This is a genomic window from Pseudoalteromonas sp. H105 (assembly GCF_001469215.1).
Taxonomy (GTDB): domain Bacteria; phylum Pseudomonadota; class Gammaproteobacteria; order Enterobacterales; family Alteromonadaceae; genus Pseudoalteromonas.
Genome location: NZ_LOFH01000010.1, coordinates 117,292 through 138,048, shown reverse-complemented (window position 1 = coordinate 138,048; position 20,757 = coordinate 117,292). Strand labels below are relative to the sequence as shown.

At 40.6% G+C, this 20,757-nt stretch carries 17 protein-coding genes; 15 read left to right on the top strand and 2 right to left on the bottom strand.

Going from position 1 to position 20,757, the window contains the following annotated elements; translation table 11 throughout:
- Nucleotides 1-4 precede the first annotated feature (4 nt).
- From cyoE to ATS75_RS16090, 10 genes are all read left to right on the top strand, one after another.
- Nucleotides 5-913 carry a heme o synthase gene (gene cyoE, locus ATS75_RS16135; RefSeq protein WP_058561445.1) on the top strand — a complete coding sequence of 303 codons (909 nt, stop codon included), beginning with the start codon at nt 5-7 and terminating at the stop codon, nt 911-913.
- 35 nt (nt 914-948) lie between these two features.
- Entirely contained in the window at nt 949-1,536 is a 588-nt protein-coding gene (locus ATS75_RS16130) for an SCO family protein (protein ID WP_414858293.1), read from the top strand.
- Between the two features lie 168 nt (nt 1,537-1,704).
- The gene (locus ATS75_RS16125; protein WP_058561443.1) at nt 1,705-1,977 is read left to right on the top strand and encodes a lipid asymmetry maintenance protein MlaB; all 273 of its coding nucleotides are present in this window, start codon (nt 1,705-1,707) and stop codon (nt 1,975-1,977) included.
- A 9-nt stretch (nt 1,978-1,986) separates the two neighbouring features.
- A complete protein-coding gene (locus tag ATS75_RS16120) occupies nt 1,987-2,349 on the top strand; it encodes a response regulator (protein ID WP_058561442.1) in 363 nt (120 codons plus the stop codon).
- Between the two features lie 15 nt (nt 2,350-2,364).
- The gene (locus ATS75_RS16115; RefSeq protein ID WP_058561441.1) at nt 2,365-4,443 is read left to right on the top strand and encodes a chemotaxis protein CheA; all 2,079 of its coding nucleotides are present in this window, start codon (nt 2,365-2,367) and stop codon (nt 4,441-4,443) included.
- Nucleotides 4,440-4,925, top strand: a complete 486-nt coding sequence (locus ATS75_RS16110; protein WP_058561440.1) for a chemotaxis protein CheW — start codon at nt 4,440-4,442, stop codon at nt 4,923-4,925. The genes ATS75_RS16115 and ATS75_RS16110 overlap by 4 nt, the downstream gene beginning before the upstream one ends.
- A gap of 41 nt (nt 4,926-4,966) precedes the next feature.
- Nucleotides 4,967-7,660: a methyl-accepting chemotaxis protein gene (locus ATS75_RS16105; protein WP_058561439.1), complete on the top strand. Its 2,694-nt coding sequence runs from the start codon at nt 4,967-4,969 to the stop codon at nt 7,658-7,660.
- Between the two features lie 224 nt (nt 7,661-7,884).
- Nucleotides 7,885-8,706, top strand: a complete 822-nt coding sequence (locus ATS75_RS16100; RefSeq protein ID WP_058561438.1) for a CheR family methyltransferase — start codon at nt 7,885-7,887, stop codon at nt 8,704-8,706.
- Nucleotides 8,699-9,316, top strand: coding sequence for a chemoreceptor glutamine deamidase CheD (gene cheD / locus ATS75_RS16095; protein ID WP_058561437.1), 618 nt, complete (start codon nt 8,699-8,701; stop codon nt 9,314-9,316). Before ATS75_RS16100 ends, cheD begins: the two co-directional genes overlap by 8 nt.
- Nucleotides 9,317-9,325: 9 nt before the next feature.
- A complete protein-coding gene (locus ATS75_RS16090) occupies nt 9,326-10,363 on the top strand; it encodes a protein-glutamate methylesterase/protein-glutamine glutaminase (protein WP_058561436.1) in 1,038 nt (345 codons plus the stop codon).
- Nucleotides 10,364-10,397: 34 nt separating this feature from the next.
- Here ATS75_RS16090 and ATS75_RS16085 read toward each other — a convergent pair whose 3' ends face one another.
- The gene (locus tag ATS75_RS16085; RefSeq protein WP_058561435.1) at nt 10,398-11,429 is read right to left on the bottom strand and encodes a polysaccharide deacetylase family protein; all 1,032 of its coding nucleotides are present in this window, start codon (nt 11,427-11,429) and stop codon (nt 10,398-10,400) included.
- Between ATS75_RS16085 and dinF the strand changes: the two genes are divergently transcribed.
- The 5 genes from dinF (at nt 11,406) to ATS75_RS16060 (ending at nt 19,967) form a co-directional block, all read left to right on the top strand.
- Entirely contained in the window at nt 11,406-12,740 is a 1,335-nt protein-coding gene (gene dinF, locus ATS75_RS16080) for an MATE family efflux transporter DinF (RefSeq protein ID WP_082665500.1), read from the top strand. The genes ATS75_RS16085 and dinF overlap by 24 nt on opposite strands.
- A 107-nt stretch (nt 12,741-12,847) precedes the next feature.
- A complete protein-coding gene (locus ATS75_RS16075) occupies nt 12,848-16,855 on the top strand; it encodes a two-component regulator propeller domain-containing protein (protein ID WP_058561433.1) in 4,008 nt (1,335 codons plus the stop codon).
- Nucleotides 16,856-17,361: 506 nt separating this feature from the next.
- Entirely contained in the window at nt 17,362-17,733 is a 372-nt protein-coding gene (locus ATS75_RS16070; RefSeq protein ID WP_058561432.1) for a hypothetical protein, read from the top strand.
- A 72-nt stretch (nt 17,734-17,805) separates the two neighbouring features.
- Nucleotides 17,806-18,420, top strand: a complete 615-nt coding sequence (locus ATS75_RS16065; RefSeq protein ID WP_058561431.1) for a trimeric intracellular cation channel family protein — start codon at nt 17,806-17,808, stop codon at nt 18,418-18,420.
- 35 nt (nt 18,421-18,455) lie between these two features.
- Nucleotides 18,456-19,967 (top strand): YifB family Mg chelatase-like AAA ATPase, encoded by a 1,512-nt coding sequence (locus ATS75_RS16060; RefSeq protein WP_058561430.1) that lies wholly within the window; start codon nt 18,456-18,458, stop codon nt 19,965-19,967.
- A gap of 16 nt (nt 19,968-19,983) precedes the next feature.
- Here ATS75_RS16060 and ATS75_RS16055 read toward each other — a convergent pair whose 3' ends face one another.
- Entirely contained in the window at nt 19,984-20,688 is a 705-nt protein-coding gene (locus ATS75_RS16055; RefSeq protein ID WP_058561429.1) for a response regulator transcription factor, read from the bottom strand.
- Nucleotides 20,689-20,757 lie beyond the last annotated feature (69 nt).

Sequence of the window (20,757 nt, the reverse complement as noted above, 5' to 3'; positions counted from 1 at the left end):
TGTAATGGCACAATCATTAACAATAATAAAAGTCACACCTCATCAACTGTCTGATTTATTGAAAGATTATTTGGCGATCAGTAAATTTAAAGTGGTCGCAATGCTGGTGCTAACAGCTTGGGTGGGTTTGGCGCTTGCCCCTGATGTTGGGCGAGGAGTCGTTGTACAATTTATAAGTTTATTGGCTATTGGCCTATTGTCAGCTGCTGCTGCCGTAATAAACCATGTAGTTGATAGTGAAATAGATAGCAAAATGGCACGTACGCGTCATCGCCCAGTGGCGAAGGGCCGTTTATCGAAGCGACATGCACTTACTTTTGCGGCCCTGATTGGCGTGAGCGGTTTTGTCATGCTGGTTATTTGGGCAAATATGCTTACTGCGGTTTTAACACTCTTTGCGCTGGTGGGCTATGCCTTTATTTATACGTCGTTTTTAAAGCGAGCTACGCCACAAAATATTGTTATTGGTGGGCTTGCTGGTGCAATGCCGCCTTTATTAGGTTGGGTGTCTGAAACGGGTCAAATGGCTGCTGCTCCTTGGTTATTAGTCATGATTATTTTCACTTGGACGCCGCCTCATTTTTGGGCATTAGCCATTGCACGAAAAAGTGATTATGAACGCGCTAAAATTCCTATGCTTCCTGTTACACATGGTATTGAATTTAGTAAAACATGTGTCATCGCTTATTCTATTTTATTAGCATTAGTGTGTGTATTACCTTATTTGATAGGTATGTCTGGGGAAATTTACTTAGCTGCTTCGAGTTTATTAAACGCAGTCTTCATTTACAAAGCAATTAAATTAAAAGTGGCCCCTGAAGAAGGCACTGCGATGGATCTATTTCGTTTTTCAATTATCCATTTAATGTTACTCTTCATAGCCTTATTTGCTGATAAATGGCTAGTTATATGAAAATATGGGTAATGAGATTTGGTCTATCAATAACAATGGTTTTAAGTGTTTTATTATTGGCAGGCTGTAATGATAAGACCAAGCCAGATGTAGATGCGTTAGTGTATGAAAATGCAAAACCGCTGAGTGAATTTTCATTAAATGATCAACACAATAGTGAAGTGACAAACGCTAATTTTGAAGGTCAATGGAACCTCGTTTTCTTGGGGTATACAAGTTGCCCAGATATTTGCCCACTCACGTTGGCAAAGTTAAACGCAGTCCATAAATCACTGAGTGACCAATACGCATTGCAAATATGGTTTTTATCGGTTGACCCAAAACGTGATACTGCCGAGAAAAGAAAAGCCTATATAGACTATTTTAATCCTCAATTTTTAGCCGTATCAGGGGAGCATAAAGCGCTATTTCCGTTTGTACGAGAGCTTGGGCTTATTTATGCTATCAGCGACAGTACAGAGCAAGAGTACGCAGTTGATCATAGTGCATCAGTGGCATTGGTAGATTCAAAAGGAGCTGTGAGAGCAATTTTCAAACCTGAGTTTAAGCCTGGCAGTGTGCCACTGATAAACACTAAAAAAATGCTCAATGAATTTAAAATAATTGCAGATTATTACGAATAAACACGCGACAAATTGGGCGTATAAAATAGAAAAGGAGCGAACAGCTCCTTTTTTTTTTCAGGCGGTTGGAAAACTAATTTACTCTTTTTTCGATACATTTATGGCATTTTCAGTAAGTCCGTCTAAGCTTTTGTAATGAATTAGTAAAACACGTAAAGCACAAAGTATATGATCAAACTTCCAGCGGAATTAGCGATTAACCAAGTTGAAATCTTACACCAAGATTTTTTAAATGAATTAAGCGGCAATGATGATGTTTGTTTAGATATAAGCGATGTTACTCGTGCCGATACAGCGTCAGTTCAATTACTTTGTTCTTTACAAAAACATCTACTTTCAGTGCAGCATAAAATTATTTGGGTTGGCCAAAGTGATGCGCTAAAAAGTGTTATTACCCAGTTGGGTTTAAGTGAATATTTAGTACTCGATAATGCAGATTAAGAGGTTTATATGAAAAGAATTTTAGCTGTGGATGACTCTGCGTCGATGCGTCAAATGGTTGGCTTTACATTGAAAAAGGCCGGATTTGATGTGACAGAAGCGAAAGATGGAAGCGAAGCTTTGAGTATTGCTAAGCAGCAGGGTTTTGATGCCGTTATTTCGGATGTAAATATGCCCGTAATGGATGGTATTACTTTGATACGCGAATTACGTACCCTCCCGAATTATAAATTTACGCCTCTATTAATGCTGACTACAGAATCAGGAATGGATAAAAAAGTAGAAGGCAAGGCTGCTGGCGCGACAGGTTGGATAGTCAAACCTTTTAACCCTGAGCAACTATTAGCAGTTTTAAAAAAAGTGATTCGCTAATCTAGGGAGCGGGGCATGAGTATAGATTTAAGTCAATTTTTTGAAGTTTTTTTTGAAGAAAGCTTCGAAGGCTTGGATGCCATGGAAGCAGAATTACTAAATTTAGTTCCCGGCGAAGAAGATTCAGAAACAATAAACACAATATTTCGTGCTGCGCATTCAATTAAAGGGGGCAGCGGTACATTTGGTTTTAACTCGGTTGCAGACTTCACACATGTATTAGAAACGCTGTTAGATCAAATTCGAGATGGTTCTCGCCCTCTTCTTGCTGAGCACGTTAATTTATTACTTAAATCTATCGATTGTCTCAGAGCATTATTAAGTGCTTTGCAAGCTGAGCAAGAGCCTGATCTAAGCGAGTCTATAGCACTACGCAAAAAGTTCGAACATATTCTTGAAATGGATGAAAGTGAAAATGATGAATCAACGAATAGTTCTGAGCCGCACGCAGAGTTAAATACGTTCCAAATTGACTTTAAGCCACATCACCACTTATTTAAAACAGGTAATGAACCACTCTATATGGTGAGTGAATTAGCCGAACTGGGTGACTTAGACGTAGTCGTTTTTCACAACGAAGTACCTGACATTAAAGAGCTTGCACCTGATGATTGCTACTTATCATGGCGCTTTTTCCTTAATACTGAAAAACCAGAGGCTGCAATAAAAGAAGTCTTTGAGTGGGTGGAAGATGATGCAGATATTACGATCAGTCTATGTGGAGGCTTGTTTGAAGATTTAGACGACAGTCCAGTTAAAAGCGATCATAAAGAAGAGTCTCAAGCAGAGGTTAAAACCCCAATAGCTGCTGCTAAACTAGCGACAAGCACACCAACAAAAGCGCAAAGCTCAGGATCATCATCTTCAGAATCTACCTCTATCAGGGTGGGGATTGATAAGGTTGATTCGCTCATTAATATGGTGGGAGAGCTTGTTATCACACAAGCGATGTTAAGTCAGCTTGGTGAGCATGAAATCACAGAAACAACGTTTGCCTCATTGCAAGAAGGGCTGGCACAGTTGGCCCACAATACGCGAGACCTTCAAGAGAGTGTGATGAGCATTCGAATGTTGCCAATCAGTTTTGTTTTTAGCCGGTTCCCTCGATTGGTCAGAGATATTTCACAAAAGCTGAACAAACAAGTTGAGTTGAAATTATTGGGGGAGCAAACAGAACTCGATAAAACCGTGATGGAAAAAATATCAGATCCTATGGTGCATCTAGTAAGAAACTCGCTGGACCATGGATTAGAAACCGTTGATCAGAGAATCGCTGCAGGAAAAGACCCCGTTGGTGTTGTAACGCTAAATGCATTCCATCAAGGAGGCAATATCGTTATTGAGATAATGGATGATGGGCAAGGGCTTAACACGCAAAAAATTAAAGAAAAAGCTATTGCAAATGGCGTGATATCTGACACTGACGAATTATCAGATAAAGAAATTAATGAGCTTATTTTTATGGCCGGATTTTCAACTGCCGACGCGGTGAGTGATTTGTCAGGTCGCGGGGTAGGTATGGATGTTGTGAGGCGAAATATAGAGTCACTTAATGGCTCAGTGGAGGTCGCTTCTGCACCAGGCGTTGGGTCAACATTTACTATTCGATTACCGCTAACACTTGCAATATTAGATGGACAGCTCGTCAAAGTGGCGAAGCATACTTATATTATCCCGCTTATTTCGATTGTTGAGTCGTTACAGATTGATGTTACAAAAGTGAGTCGAGTAGGTAAAGACCTTGATGTACTAAGGTTGCGAGATGAGTACATACCCATTTTACGACTGTACAACATTTTTAAACATCAAGGGGCAATTGAAACACTTGATAAGACGTTATTAGTCGTCGTAGAAAGTGATAATCAAAAAATTGGACTCTTAGTCGATGATTTACTGTCTCAACAACAAGTTGTGATCAAAAGCTTAGAAGCTAACTATCAAAAAGTAGATGGTGTATCAGGCGCTACAATTCTAGGAGATGGAAGAGTGTCTCTCATTGTCGATATCAGTGGGTTAATCAAATTATCAGGGCTTAGAAAACCCGGTAGCCAAGAGTTAATTATTGAATCACAAGCTAATCTGGAGGCGTCATGAGCGCTTTGCTAAGTGAATTAAACAGTAATTTGACTCTTGAGGAAGAGCAAGGTGTTAGACAGTTTTTAACCTTCATTATGGCTGAGGAAGAGTACGGCGTTGATATCTTAACGGTGAAAGAAATCCGAAGTTGGGAAGAGATCACTGTTATTCCAAATGCCCCTAATTATGTGCAAGGAGTCATAAATATTCGCGGGACTATCGTACCAATTTTAGATTTGCGGCTACGATTTGGTTTACCAAAAATAGAATATGGTGCACTGACTGTAGTGATAGTTATAAAAGTCGATTTGGGACAAAAAACAAAAATAATGGGTATGGCAGTTGATGCGGTATCTGATGTTTATAGCATTATTGAAAAAAACGCAAAAATGGTTCCGACATTTTCAGATTCAGATAACTCAGAGTTTGTGGCAGGACTGGTTAATGTTGGTGAAAAGATGGTTGCGTTATTGGATCTGAAAAAAACGATGGATATTTGAATATTCATTTCAGTTAATGAGTGAAATAAAAGGTGATGGGCATGGGGTGGTTTAGTAATTCAAAGCAGCCAAAATCAGAAAGTGATTTAGTGATAGCTGCATTAAAAAAATCATTGGCTGTTGTTGAGTTCGAGCCAAACGGCACAGTGATAACAGCAAATAATAACTTTTTAGATATTATGGGTTATCGCCTAGAAGAGGTTCAGGGGCGTAACCATAGTATGTTTGTGGTAGCCAGTGAAAATAAAGAGAATCAAACAAAAGCGCTTTGGCAACGAGTGAAAAGTGGTGAATCAATTAGCGGAGAGTTTAGCTTTTTGGCTAATGATGAACAAGAAGTGTGGTTACAGGCCAGCTACAGCCCTGTGATAGATGAACAGGGGAACATTACAAAAATAGTTCAGTTTTCATCCGATATCACGGTTCTTAAAAAAGAAACAATTGACGCTGCGAGTAAGGTTAATGCCATTAATAAATCACAAGCGGTCATTGAGTTTAATCTTGATGGCACGATTATTTCTGCTAATGAGAACTTTTTAGCAACCGTAGGTTATAGTTTTTCAGAAATACAGGGGAAGCATCATAGCTTATTTGTTGACCCCGACTATGCCAAATCAGAGGAGTATCAAAAATTTTGGCAAAAACTAGGAAGTGGCAACTTTGACTCAGGCGAATACCTTCGTGTTGGAAAAGGGGGGAATAAAGTCTGGATTCAAGCATCATACAACCCTATTTTTGACCAAAAAGGTAATCCGGTTAAGGTTATTAAATATGCAAGCGATATTTCTGAGCAAAAAGCAATATCTGAAAAAGCGCGTGTTAGTGCTGATTTAGCAAGTGCTTTAAAAGTATGCCAAGCTAATGTAATGATTGCCGACAATGATCTCAAAATCATATTTGTGAATGAAGAAGTTAAAAAAATGCTCACTGCCAGAGAAGCAGAATTAAAAACAGTGCTGCCGAATTTCTCTGTGGCTAATTTAATAGGCACATGTGTTGATGATTTTCACAAGCAGGCATCTCACCAACGCCACCTTTTAAAAGAATTAAAGCAACCTCATCATGCTCGATTGACGTTAGCGGGGCTGATTTTTGAGCTGATTGCAACGCCTTGGATAAATGACGATGGCAAGCGATTAGGAACGATTGTTGAATGGCAGGATATCACTGAAAGCGAACATAAAGCGCAAGAGGAAGAAAAGAGTGCGCAAGAAAACTTACGGGTTCGTCGCGCACTAGATCGAGTCGCCACAAACACCATGATCGCCGATGCAGATAACAACATAATTTACCTCAATGAAGCGGTTACTAATATGATGCGTGCCGCTGAGTCTGACTTACGCAAAGATTTACCTCATTTTGATAGTAGCAAGTTGTTGGGTCAAAACATCGATGTTTTCCATAAGAACCCTGCACATCAAAGAGGGTTGTTAAATACGTTATCAACCACCTACCGAGCTGAGATTTTAGTGGGTGGTAGAACATTTGGACTTGTTGCAAACCCTATTTTTACACCAGAAAAAGTACGTATAGGAACGGTTGTCGAGTGGGTCGATCGCACTGACGAAGTAGCAATTGAACAAGAGATTAACAATCTTATTAAAGCTGCAGGGTCAGGCGAATTAAACAGCCGTATAAATGAAGAAGATAAAGCCGGGTTTTTTAAACGGTTATCGGTTGGTTTGAATAGTTTGGTTAGTATTGTTGATGACGCTGTGGCAGATACAGGTCAAATGCTCAGCGCAATGGCGACAGGTGACTTATCCAAGCGGATAGAGAAAGACTACCAAGGGTCTTTTGACAAGCTGAAACAAGATGCCAACGCAACGGCTGATAAGCTCACTGAGGTTATGCACCGGATTAATTCATCGGCAACTCTGGTAGCGAGTGGGGCTGAAGAAATTTCACAGGGCAACACGGATTTAAGTCAACGTACAGAAGAGCAAGCATCTTCGTTGGAAGAAACTGCTTCAAGCATGGAAGAAATGACAAGTACAGTTCGCCAAAATGCGGATAACGCTAAAGTGGCCAATGGACTTGCCGAAGAGACCAGAGATAAAGCATTAGAAGGCGGTGAAGTGGTCAATCGCGCTGTTGCGAGTATGTCAGCGATTAATGAATCGAGTAAAAAAATTGCCGATATAATCAGTGTTATTGACGAAATCGCATTCCAAACCAATCTGCTTGCACTGAATGCGGCTGTCGAGGCGGCTCGAGCAGGTGAGCAAGGGCGAGGTTTTGCGGTGGTTGCTGGTGAAGTTAGAAATCTTGCACAGCGCTCAGCAGGTGCAGCTAAAGAGATTAAAGAGCTAATCAGAGATAGCGTTGGCAAAGTTGAGGATGGCACATTATTGGTGAATGAATCCGGCGCTACATTGCAAGAAATTGTAAGTTCTGTTCAGAAAGTGACAGAGATGATTTCTGATATTGCGCAAGCATCAGAAGAGCAAAGTTCAGGTATTGAGCAAGTCAATAAAGCCATATCTCAAATGGACGAAATGACACAGCAAAATGCGGCGCTAGTCGAAGAGGCATCTGCCGCTGGAGAGTCTATGGCAGAGCAGGCGAATGATATGCGTCGCTTGTTAAATTTCTTTTCTTTAAATCAACAAGAGTCGTCAACGATAACGGCAACATCGGTTATTGAAACACCGAAAGGGCACAGCAGTAACATTCGTAGTGCACCTCGGGGCAATGATTTTGCTGATTCATCGGATGAATGGGAAGAGTTCTAATTCTTTAACCAGCATTAGAAATTTGCTAATGCTGGTTTATCTGTTATCGATGAATAAAGGCTCAAATGTATTATAGCTTGTGGCATTTATGCTACTAGAGCAGAAATGAGCGCTTTTCATATGTTGCCAAGGTAAATCTAAGCGTACATGGCAAGTTGAAAGCGACCTTATTTAATAAATGGATTTTTCGACTCAATTTAGTCATTAAAGTGTGAGTATGTGCAATGAAAGAGTTTTTATTGACAGATAGTGATTTTAAAAAAATTGCATCACTCGTCTATAATGCATGCGGTATTGTATTGGGTGACCATAAAAGGGAAATGGTTTATTCGCGTTTAGCCCGTCGCATCCGCACTCTGAACTTGGCTAATTTTAAACAATATTTAGACTATTTAGAGACTCACAAGGAGCAAGAGTTTAGCGACTTTATTAATGCGATAACAACAAATTTAACCTCCTTTTTTCGAGAACCCCATCATTTTGAATACCTCAAATCAGAGGTTGTCCCTAAGTTATTATTAGCGAATAGAACATCGAAGCGTGTAAGAGTATGGTCCGCTGGGTGCTCTACTGGCGAAGAGCCTTACACCTTAGCTATGACGCTAGAGGGATTATTTCCAAGCGGCTGGGATGTGAAAATTTTAGCCACCGATCTTGATTCTAATGTACTGAGTAAAGCGCAGTACGGCAGTTACACGGCTGCTAACGTAAATGGACTGGAATCTCATCATTTAAAGCGCTGGTTTTTGAAAAGTAAAAATGGTGAATCTTATAAGGTTAAACCTGAACTGCAAAAAAAAGTTCATTTTAAACGACTGAATTTGTTACAGCAGTGGCCAATGAGCGGTTCATTTGATGTGATCTTTTGTCGCAATGTGGTTATTTATTTTGATAAAGAAACTAAAGACCAACTGTTCAAGCGTTATTGTGACATTTTAGCACCCCGTGGTCACTTATTCTTGGGTCACTCAGAGAGTATGGGTAAAGAGCACAGTGAATTTAAAAACTTAGGTAAAACAATGTATCAAAAGGTAGCAGATGAATAGTCAATTTAAAACCGTGCTACCGGGTTTTGAGCACGTAAAACGATTTTGGGATGCAGGGCAAAAACAAGTCATTGTTAAAGTATTGCCGGGTGAATTTTATGTCTCTAAAAATGAAGAGTTGATCAGTACAGTCCTTGGCTCTTGTATTGCTGCGTGTGTTTACGATGAACGATTAGGCATTGGCGGGATGAATCACTTTATGCTTCCAGCAGAAAAAGGGGTTGATCAAACAAGTGCCCACAGTTTAAATTGTCGTTATGGAAACTGGGCCATGGAATTCTTAATTAATGAAATTCTTAAAAATGGTGGTGCCAAGAAAAATTTAAAAGTTAAATTGTTTGGTGGTGGTAAGATCATACGTTCTATGACAGACATAGGTTTAGGTAATATTCGTTTTGCATACTCTTATGTGCAAGAAGAGGGGTTAGACCTTGTTTCTCATGATGTCGGCGGGCCTTGGCCCAGAAAGGTTGTATTTAATCCTCAGACAGGCAAAGCGCAAGTAAAAAAACTACGTGAGATGCACAGTGATGCATTAGAAAAACGTGAAGTGCGATACCTGCATGATATAGAAAAACAAGACTCGAAAACAGATATCGAGCTGTTTTAGGAGATCGTCATGATCAAAGTTTTAGTTGTTGATGATTCACCTTTAATTAGGAGAATATTAACCGATGTTTTATGTGAGCCAGACGATATTGAAGTAGTTGGGTGTGCAGAAGACCCATACCAAGCGAGAGAAATGATAAAGCAGTTGAAGCCTGACGTTTTAACGCTGGATGTTGAAATGCCAAAAATGGATGGTATTAGCTTTTTAAAAAACTTAATGCGTTTACGTCCAATGCCAGTCGTTATGATCTCGACGTTAACTCAAAAAGGGTCCCCCGTAACGTTAGAGGCATTGGAGCTAGGTGCGATTGATTTTATAGCGAAACCGACCGTTAATGTATCTGAGCAATTTAATCATTATGCCGCGGTGTTACAGCAAAAAGTGCGAACGGCTGCAAGTGCACGCGTGCGCCCGTTTAAGGCATCGCATAATCCCCCTTTAGAGCCAAGCTTAATGGCAAACTTTAACGTTTCTGCTATTTTGGCTATTGGTGCATCCACGGGGGGAACTGAAGCAATTAAAGAAGTGTTGGTTAGGATGCCCAAAAATTGCCCTCCTATTGTCATAACACAGCACATTCCGCCAGTATTTAGTAGCTCGTTTGCTCTACGAATGGATAGAACGTGCACCATTAATGTTAAAGAGGCCGAGCACGGAGACAAATTAGCACCTGGGTGGGCATTCATTGCGCCAGGCGATAAACACTTAAGTGTTGTGAAGCGTGGTAGTCATTTGGTTTGTCAGTTAGATGAGTCTGCTGCGATTAATCGCCACCGCCCAGCAGTCGATGTGTTGTTTAACTCGCTGGTTCATATACACCCTAAAAACACGATGGCAGCACTGCTTACAGGCATGGGTAATGATGGAGCGAAGGGGTTATTAACGCTTAAGCAAAATGGGGCCTATACAATTGCACAAGATGAGCTCACATCCGTGGTTTGGGGTATGCCTAAAGCAGCAATTGAGTTAGGTGCTGCCAATGATGTTTTACCACTGGAGAAAGTGGCTGACCATCTATTGAAGAAAGCACAAAAGCAGTCCAACTAAACAGCCCTGGATTAGTTTAATTAAGTAATATTAGTTATTGTGTGATCACCCATGGTTGAGAAAACCAGTAATAGCTCCCTTTATGAGTTTTTGATGGCGCAGTGCAGTTAAATCGCGAGCGACCCACATTTAACTTTTTGGGGGAGTGTACGGTGACCGTATCTTTTGTAACCCAGCTAAGCTGTGCTTGCCCTATACCAGAAATATAGCAGGCTAATTGACTTTTGTGAAAGTCGCCCATTTCAAATTTAATGCTGATGGTGGGTGGGTTTTCGTTAGTCACACTGTCAGAGTATGTAAGGGTTTTAATGGTAAATGCCCGGGAGTTCAGTTTGGTTTTGAGTGTATCTAATTTACTATAAAATCCCGATGCGGGAAAACGTGGTAGACGGGTAAAATCAGAGTTAACGCCTATGGCACCTGAGTGCTGACCAATACCAATAAAACCAAGGTTTTTTACCAGCGCTTGAAGTCGGTTATTAAATTCACCATACGGGTAAGCTAAATATTTAAAATCATGGCCGATCTCTTCTTTAATACGCCTTTGTGAGAACAAAATATCCTTTTTGATTCGTGCTTTCCATTCAGCATTACTTTCGTCTTTGTATTGGTGGTGCAGGTATTCATGTTGTGAACTGTGATTACTAATAAGGGCGCCTTTTTTTGAAAGCTCTCTGAGCTTATCCCAGTTCATAACATAGCCTTTACCTTCATCAATCAATCGCGGATTAACAAAAATGGTGTAAGGAAAATTAAACGCTTCAAGTATAGGGGCTGCTTGGTCATAATTGTTGTTATAGCCATCGTCAAAGGTTATTGCGACTGTTTTATCAGGTAATTGTTGACCTTGTTGTAAGGTGTCCAATAAGTTATTTAATGGAATCACATTAAAGTCATGCTGCTTGAGGTAGTTTAAATGTTCTTTAAAATCTTCAGCACTGATACTGGTGACCGCTGGCAGTGTTTCGCTAACATGATGGTATTGCAGAATAATCGCGCTTTTTACAGAAAAAGATAAACAAAATAGGACAGATAAAACACAGTGAAACAGTTTCTTAAAGTTCATAAGGCACACCATAAAAGCTTGCTGTTATTAGCGGGTCCGATGATCTTATCAAATATAACCGTGCCACTGTTAGGAATAGTTGATACTGCGGTAATTGGGCATTTAGGAAGTGCACATTATTTAGCAGGCATTGCGCTGGGGGCAACAGTAATTTCTCTATTGTTTTGGCTTGCAGGTTTTTTAAGGATGAGTACCACAGGACTGGTTGCCCAAGCTTTTGGTCGCCAAGATAAAGCACTACTTGCGAGCTTGTTAAAACGCAGCTTACTGTTAGCGCTTATTGTGGCGTTTACTTTGCTTGCTTTGTCACCATGGATAAAAGAGTTGATTGCTTATTTGTCTGGGTCCAGTCCGACTGTTTTAGAGCAGGCATACATTTATTTTGATATTCGTATTTTTAGCGCTCCTGCTGCATTATGTAATTTAGTTTTATTGGCTTGGATGTTGGGTATTCATTATGGGCGAGGCCCCTTTTACTTATTGTTAGTCACCAATATGACAAATATCGTACTCGATATTTATTTTGTGGTTTATTTAGATTGGCAAGTTGCAGGTGCGGCATGGGCGTCTGTGATTGCGGATTATACAGCGCTTATGTTTGCCATTTATTTGGTTGTAAGATTAGCGGCTAATAAGTCAGTGCCGCTGTTTAATGGCGGCTGGTTTAGTGTTGCAAAGATGATGGCGCTACTGAGTTTAAATCGTGATATTTTTATTCGTTCTCTTATTTTACAGCTTTGCTTCAGCTTTATGACCTTCTATGCGGCGCGTATAGGCGATATAACTTTGGCTGCAAATGCTGTGCTGCTAAATTTTTTAATGCTTGTTAGTTTTGCTTTGGATGGCATTGCTTATGCGAGCGAAGCAAAAGTAGGTCAGGCTAAAGGGCAAAATAATGAGCGTAAAATACGGTTATGGGTTCGTATCAGCCTCTTTTGGGGGGGCATTTTTGCCGTGTTATATAGCGTCTTTTTTGCTGTGTTGGGCAAGCAGATTATTAGTTTGTTGACAGATGTGCCAGAGGTTATATCTGCCGCAACGTTGTATCTGCCTTGGCTTATTGTATTGCCAATAGCAGCAATGAGTTGCTTTTTATTTGATGGTATTTTTGTTGGACTAACGAGGGCTAAAGACATGCGCAATAGTATGTTGATTGCTGCGAGTGTTGGATTTTTTGGTGTTTTTATAGTGTTCCACTCTTGGCAAAATCATGGTTTATGGTTAGCAATGACCAGTTTTATGCTGTTGCGAGGGGTTACACTCATCATACGCTATAGGCAGTTGCAAAGCTCAGGGCATCTATTGCGCTGAGTGTTCATTAGGGGAACTTTCATTACAATCACATTAAATTATGTGTGTAAATTATTGCTTTCGGCTACGCTTTATTTATGTGGAATGGTTACTGTGAAGGGTTGTCGATGCAATTGAAGCGTTGGTTATTGGCAAGTGTGTTACTTTTACTAAAAATTCATCATGCTTCGGCAGCTTTTGAGCATTACACGATTGAAGATGGTTTATCGCAAAGTGTGGTCTTTAGTATCGAGCAAGACCAGCTTGGCTTTATGTGGTTTGCGACACAAGATGGTTTGAACCGTTTTGACGGTGAACGATTTGAAGTATTTAAAGCATCAGATAAAAATACTAATTCGTTAGCAAATAATTATATTTACCCTTTGTCATTGGATAATCAAAATCAGTTATTCATTGGTACACGTTATGGGGGCATCAATCAGCTTAACTTATTTAACTATAGGTTTGCTCCTCCACAGCTCGATGAAAAACGTATTACTGCATTACTCCCTTATGAAAAATGGCTGTTTGTTGGTACGTTCGATGGCTTTGTCTATCGTATAGAGCGAGGCTCAGCACGTATATCAACTCTTATTGATAACCTTAACAAACCGGTTTATGCACTTGAAATAATAGATAACGTTTTGTGGATTGGAAGTAATGGCAGCGGTTTGGTCCATTATGACTTAAAATCTGAATCAGTTGTTCCCACTTTGCATGACGATATTTTTCGGGATGAACCGATCCACCCTAGTATTTATGCGATTAAGCAAGATGCAGATTCTCATGTATGGATTGCGACTCAAGGAGGGGGCGCTTACAAAATTGATTTAGTACAAAGAACCATCACAAACTGGCGTCACGATGAGCAAAATTTTGAAACGATTTCAAGCAACCAAATTCGTGATATTGAGTTCGACGATCAGGGTCGAGTTTGGTTTGCAACACGCGGTGGTGGTGTCAGTATTTTCAATCAGCCAAAGCAGCGCTTTACTCATTTAAAACATGATCCTTTTGACCGTTACAGCTTGGCTCATAATCGTGTTTATAGTGTGTTTAAAGATCAGTCTGGCATTATGTGGTTTGGTACCGCCAATGGGGTTAGCAAGCTAGATCCTGCGTCAATGAGTTTTACCAAATTGCGCAAACCCACCCCCTTATCAAGCAATGATGCATGGGCATTGTATGAAGACGCTCAACAACGACTTTGGTATGGAAGTTGGGGGGCTGGCATTGATATTTTAGACAAAAACTTCAATCGAGTTGGGCGTTTAGACAAAGAGTCATCTCCAATTACGCTATCCAGTAATGCAATAAAAGTGATAACACAAGATGGCTTAGGTAATACCTGGATAGGCACCTGGGAGCATGGCATTAATGTGATTACCAAGGATGGTAAGTTGATTGCCTACCATGTCGGTGAAGGAGAACACGGATTGGATGAAAATAGTATCTATAGCTTATTAGCCGATAGTCATAATAATGTGTGGGTGGGTACTAATGGTGGTGGCTTATTTAAATTTGATCATCAATCACAAAAATTTATTAGCTACAGTAAGACGCAAAGAGGGTCATCATTACTTGTTGATGCACCTCGTGTCACAAGTATTTATCAAGGGGAAAATAACGAGCTGTGGATAGCCACTGATGGTCGAGGTGCCTATAAATATAATACCGAATTAGACACTATTACGCATTTTACAAAGCGCGCTGAAGGAGAGGGGCTAAGTCACAATACAGTACGAGCATTTCTATCACGTGATAATGGGGATATGTGGTTGGCAACCTCGAATGGGGTCAATATTATAAAAGCCGGCACGGAAAAAATTAGGCATATTGGAGTGGATGATGGACTGCCTAACCAAGTTGTGTATGGCCTAGTGGCACAAGGAAAGGAGTTTGTATGGCTTAGTACCAATAACGGCCTCGCTAAAATTAACAGTACAACAGGGGTCGTTAGGCACTTTCAAGCAAAAGATGGGATCCAAGGTAATGAGTTTAATGCGGGTGTGTATTACAAAACTAGCCAAGGAAAAATTATTTTTGGTGGGACGCAAGGTCTTACCGTTTTTTCGTCAGATGAGCAACAAAAATTACTTCCAGCCAAATTAGCGCTTACTAAGCTAAAGTTTGATGATGAGCCTTTGAAAAATAGTATCGGCAGTCAGTTAGGGATGCATTATGAGATAGAAAAAAGCCGTCAGTTAGCAATTCCTTATTCTGTGAAACGTATTTCACTGAGCGTAAATCTACTGCATTTTTCAGAGCCAAAAACCAATATGTACCGCTATAGATTAATTGGTTTTGAACAGCAATGGCGTTCAGCGAAGGGCGCTAGCCTTTCGATAGATTATACAAATTTACCTGCTGGACACTACCAATTAGTCGTTGAGGCTAACTCACTCCTTGGGGCGAAAGCTTTAGCCCCGTTAATGTTAAACCTGCATGTGCTTACGCCTTGGTGGCAAACTTCATTGGCCTATTTTATATACTGCCTTTTATGTGTGGCATTGGTTTGGTTGTGTATTAGCTTATGGACACAGCGATTGCGCAATCAAAAAAATGAATTAGAACATTTTGTGGCATTGAGAACCCAAGAGATAGCGTCGCAAAAGTCGGTCATTGAAAAACAAGCCATAGCACTGGGTCACACATTAGAAAGTAAAGTTCGCTTCTTTACTCATGCTTCTCATGAGTTGCGTACTCCGCTTAGTTTGCTTGTCGCGCCGACACAGGCATTGTTAGCTTGCGAAGAAAATCCCAAAAAAAGAGCGAATTTGGATTTGATTTTACGTAACTCAAGGCGTTTGGAAGGGTTAGTCGATAAACTGCTGACGTTAACGCGTTTTGAACAAAGTAATGATGAAGCGGTAAAGGTTGTTTCGCTTTCTGCCCTAGCGAGAGAGGTTGCAGAACAGTTTAGCGTGCTCGGTGAACAAAACATCCAGTTTGATTACCATATTGAAGAGGCACTTTACGTCAATGCTAGTCGAGAGGGATTAATTACAATTTTTAATAATTTACTCAGTAATGCATTTAAATTTACAACTCAAGGTAAAGTGGAATTGCATGTGTATGCTTTGCAGCAGCATGCGGTCATCGATTTTAAAGATACTGGGCGAGGTATTGCAGAAGTCGAGGCAAGCAAAGTCTATGACTTGTTCTACCGTACAACGGGGAATACTAACGTTGAGGGAAGTGGCGTCGGTTTATCCATTGTTAAAAAGCTCGTGGATAAGTACGCCGGACAGATAGCGTTAAAAAGCACGCTACTTAAAGGCACTCAATTTAGTGTCAAATTCGCATTAGTTTGTGGCCCTAAGCAATTGCATGATAAATACAATGAACAAATTAAAACTGAGCGAGCACAGAATGACTTGGCAACGATATTAATTGCTGAAGATAATGATGAATTAAGGCATTATCTTCAGAAGGAGCTAGCAATTAAATATCATGTGCTGCTGGCTGGCAATGGTAAAGCGGCAATGGCGTTAATGAAAAAACATGTACCTGACTTATTAATCACAGATTTAATGATGCCAAAAATGGATGGGTTTACTTTATTAAAAGAGGCGCATCACTGCCATATTACATGCCATATCCCAGCCATCATTTTAACCGCGAAAGGCGATCATGAAAGTAAGTTAAAAGGGCTGAATCATTTTGCACTTGATGTTATTACTAAACCTTTTAATCGAGATGAATTACTGATTAAAGTTGATAACTGGGTTACATGGGTCAATACCTATCACCAATACACAGCAAAAGAAAATCAACCTGTATCAGTTGGTATCCATACTGTGAACCGCGACCCTAAAGATGCTCAATTATTAGCTAATTTAAATGCATTTTTAGAGGTGCATTATCAAGATACACAGTTGACTGTGCCACGATGCGCAAAAGAATTAGCGCTCAGTGAGCGGCAATTCCAACGAAAATTGAAAGTTCTTATCGACCTTTCTCCGACTGAATTCATCCGAGATTTTCGCTTGGCAAGGGCCGCAGAGCTATTAGTGCAAGGTCGACAGATAAATTTAGTAATAGAGGATGTGGGTTTTACTTCGCGCTCTTATTTTTCTAAAGCCTTCAAAGCCAAATATGGGATGACAGCAAAGGAATATCAGGCTTCTAATTGATTGAAAGTTATAACGTTGTCGCGTGAGGAGACAAATAGGTCGGATATGGATACAGTTTTTTTCGCGTCTTGCGGTATGCTTTGTATATCCGTTTCAGCTCAGTAACTCCCTTCGCTTTAATGGGTCTGACATTTGTAGATTGAAATACGTGTACATTATCGAATTTTTCTCCTTAAGTGGAGGCTGGAGAGTAGGCTAGCCTCTGCTGTTTTTCCCCTTATGACTTTGCTATGCAGGTAGTAACAAGCAATTTCCTTATATTCTTATACCCCTACAGTATTGAAAATGATTAACTTGTCGGGATTGAGTACAATTTAGTCGTACATGCAACCATCGTGTGTAAATAAATTAAACTACGCTCAAACCTGTAACGTTTTTAAAACAGTACCTGGTAATCATCCAGAACAAGAGGATCCAAGCCTGCACATTAGTGTTATGGGTGGCTTGATAAAGCAATAACATTTAACGGGGTCTAACGGCTCCGTTTTATTTTAAGGAATGAGAACATGTATCAAATCTTCTTGGTTATTTTTTTTGTTGCACTTACGGGCTGTGAAACCATTAAATCTATGAAGCAAGATGTCGGTACGTTGAGTGATAACTTGTTCGCAAGTTCAAGCAGTGAACAGGATACCCTCAATGCATATGAAAAAGCACAGGAAGCTTACGCAGAAGCAAGTAAAATGCGTGAGCAAACAACGCCACTGAATGCGCAGCAGCGAAGCGTGTGGGCAGAGCTTGAAAGTGAGTATCAAAAACTGGTTGCTCACCCTGAATTGGCGATGGAAAAAGAGTCCATTTTTTCTGAAAATACACTGGCTGAAAACATCATGACGCAAAGCCTTGAGTTTATCGAATTGACGGCAAAAGCTGATTAATTATCAAGAGAGCTTAAAAGTGATTGGTGATTGTGTTAAAACACATCCCTAGATCACTTTTAAGCGACAACTATGACTGAACTTTATCACTGGTTTGATTTAATTGGCGTTGCCGTATTTGCAGTGTCAGGTACGTTGATTGCTTATGATAAAAAAATGGATGGCTTTGGCGTTTTTGTACTCGCGACGGTAACAGCTATTGGTGGAGGAACTGTGCGGGACTTAATTTTGGATGTCCCCGTATTTTGGCTGCACGATCAAAGTTATTTTATTGCTATCTTTGCTGCGGTATTTATTACAGCTAGGTTGATCAACAAACAAAAATCAATTCCGCTTTACCACCTGCAAATTGCTGATGCGTTTGGATTAGCTTTTTTTGCCGTAATGGGCACGCAAAAAGCGCTGCTCGCAGGTATGCCTGCAACCACCGCTATCATTATGGGAATAATCACTGGGTGCTTCGGAGGTATGATACGCGATGTATTAGCGGGTAATATCCCGATGCTGTTAAAGGGTGAGCTATATGCCATTACATGCATTGCTGGTGGCTTAGTTTACACTCAAAGTATCTTATTGAATGTGATGACTGAAATCGCAATGGTTATAGCTATGCTGACAACCTTGTTATTACGCCTTGCTGCAATGAAATGGCAACTAACACTACATATTTTCAAATATCCTGACTAGACTGTAATAAAAAGTACATTACAGGGACAAAGGATGTGTCGTTAGCTCGTATTTATTCTCGTGCGCAAGTTGGAATTCAAGCACCCGAGGTGATGGTTGAAGTTCATTTAGGCAATGGTTTGCCTGCATTTCATATTGTTGGCCTGCCAGAGGCCTCAGTCAAAGAGTCGAAAGACCGAGTCAGAAGCGCGCTCGAAAACTCCCAATTCGGTTTTCCCGATCAAAGAATTACCGTGAACCTTGCGCCTGCTGATTTACCAAAAGAGGGCGGCCGATTCGATTTAGCCATCGCGGTTGGTATTTTGGTCGCTTCAGGACAAGTGGTTTGTAATGAGTTAGAACGCTATGAGTTTTATGGTGAGCTTGCGTTAAATGGCGAAGTTAGAGGGGTGAATGCAATTTTACCCTCGGTACTGGCTGCCAAAGAGCAAGGGAGGTGTTGTTTTCTGCCTGCTGTAAATGACAGTTTAGCCAGCTTGGTCAATGGTGTGTCACGTAAGGCGGTTAATTCCATTCAGGATGTGTGGAATGATTTGCTGAATCAGCAACCATTGCCATTGAACATTGAATATGAAGAGCGTGTCCACAGCGCTCACTTTATTCATGATTTAAGTGATGTTAAAGGTCAACCAGGTGCAAAAAGGGTGCTTGAAATCGCCGCAGCCGGTGGCCACAATTTACTTTTTTTAGGCCCGCCTGGTACGGGTAAATCTATGCTTGCACAGCGTATGCCCACAATTATGCCGAGTATGTCTGATGATGAAGCCCTCTCTAGTGCTGCATTGTATTCAATCATTGGCCAATCTATCGACTTAACTAATTGGCGTAAAAGGCCGTTTCGCAGTCCTCACCATACCTGTTCAGCGGTGGCCTTAGTGGGAGGGTCTTCAAACCCTAAACCGGGTGAAATATCACTGGCTCATAATGGTGTATTATTTTTAGATGAGCTGCCTGAATTTGAAAGAAAAGTATTGGATTCACTGCGCGAGCCGATGGAAACCGGCACGGTGACTATCTCAAGGGCAGCACGGCAAATGGAGTTTCCTGCACAGTTTCAACTTATTGCTGCCTTAAACCCAAGCCCTACAGGCTGTCATAATGATAAGCGGGCAACTCCAGATCAAGTTATGCGTTATTTATCCCGAGTGTCAGGCCCTTTTATTGATCGGATTGATTTGCAAATAGAGTTACCTCGCTTGAGTAGCAATCAGTTACAAAGTACAGAGCCCGAAGAAAGTAGTACACAAGTACGGGCGCGGGTTGAAACGGCTTATAATATTCAACTCAATCGGCAAGGAAAGGTAAACGCACGACTTAATAATAAGGAGATGAGTCGTTACTGTGATTTAGCACCACAGGAGTTACAGTTCTTAGCAAAGGCCAGTGAAAAGCTGTCATTATCACCACGGTCTTATCATCGGGTAATAAAAGTTGCACGTACAATCAGTGATTTGAAAGGCAATGAGAACATAGAACTCGCTGAGCTGAAGGAGGCGCTGAATTATCGCGCCTTTGAGCGTCTTATTTCGCAGTTAACTCAGTATTAGCGAATGGTTTTCATGCTTATATTGATAGCATGTATCCTTTACCACGCACGGTCACTATGCGCTTTTGGTCTTTTTCATCGCTTAGCTTTTTACGTAAACGGCCAACAAGTACATCCACGGTACGATCGTTAGGGCTCCAATCTGGCTGGCCGATTTCTTCTGATATTTTTTCTCTAGGCGTCGCTTTACCTGCATTGGAAATTAAGCAAATGAGAACTTTATGTTCTGCTTCAGTTAAACGCGATTCAATACCATTTGCTGTTATAAGTGTGCGATTATCTGGGTGGAGCTTAAAGTCTGCGTATTCAATAAACTCTTCGCTTTCATCATTCTCACTGTTGCCTTTTAATCTTTTATGCAGCGCTCGCATGCGTAATTCTAGCTCTAAAAGATCAACCGGTTTACAAATATAATCATCAGCGCCTTGGGCAAGGCCTGCAATTCTATCAGCTTGTGAATCGCGGCTTGAGAGCATGATCACACCAATATCAGTTAAGGTATTAAGCTCCTTAGCCAAATGAAGTCCATCACGCATAGGTAAAACAATATCAACAATGGCAAGTGAAATGGCACTACTGCTGTGTTCACGTGATTTAACTATTTCAAGCGCTTGAGCACCTGTTGCGTCATTTTCAATGTGAAATTCAGTCTGGGCAAAGTGTTTAATGATGCGTTTAACCAATAGCTCATCGTCTTCAACCAGTAAAACATTAATAGTCATAGTTTCTTAATTACCTTTATTGATGTCTCCATGTTAGCACTCATTCGCCTAAGGAGAGAACAACTGAAA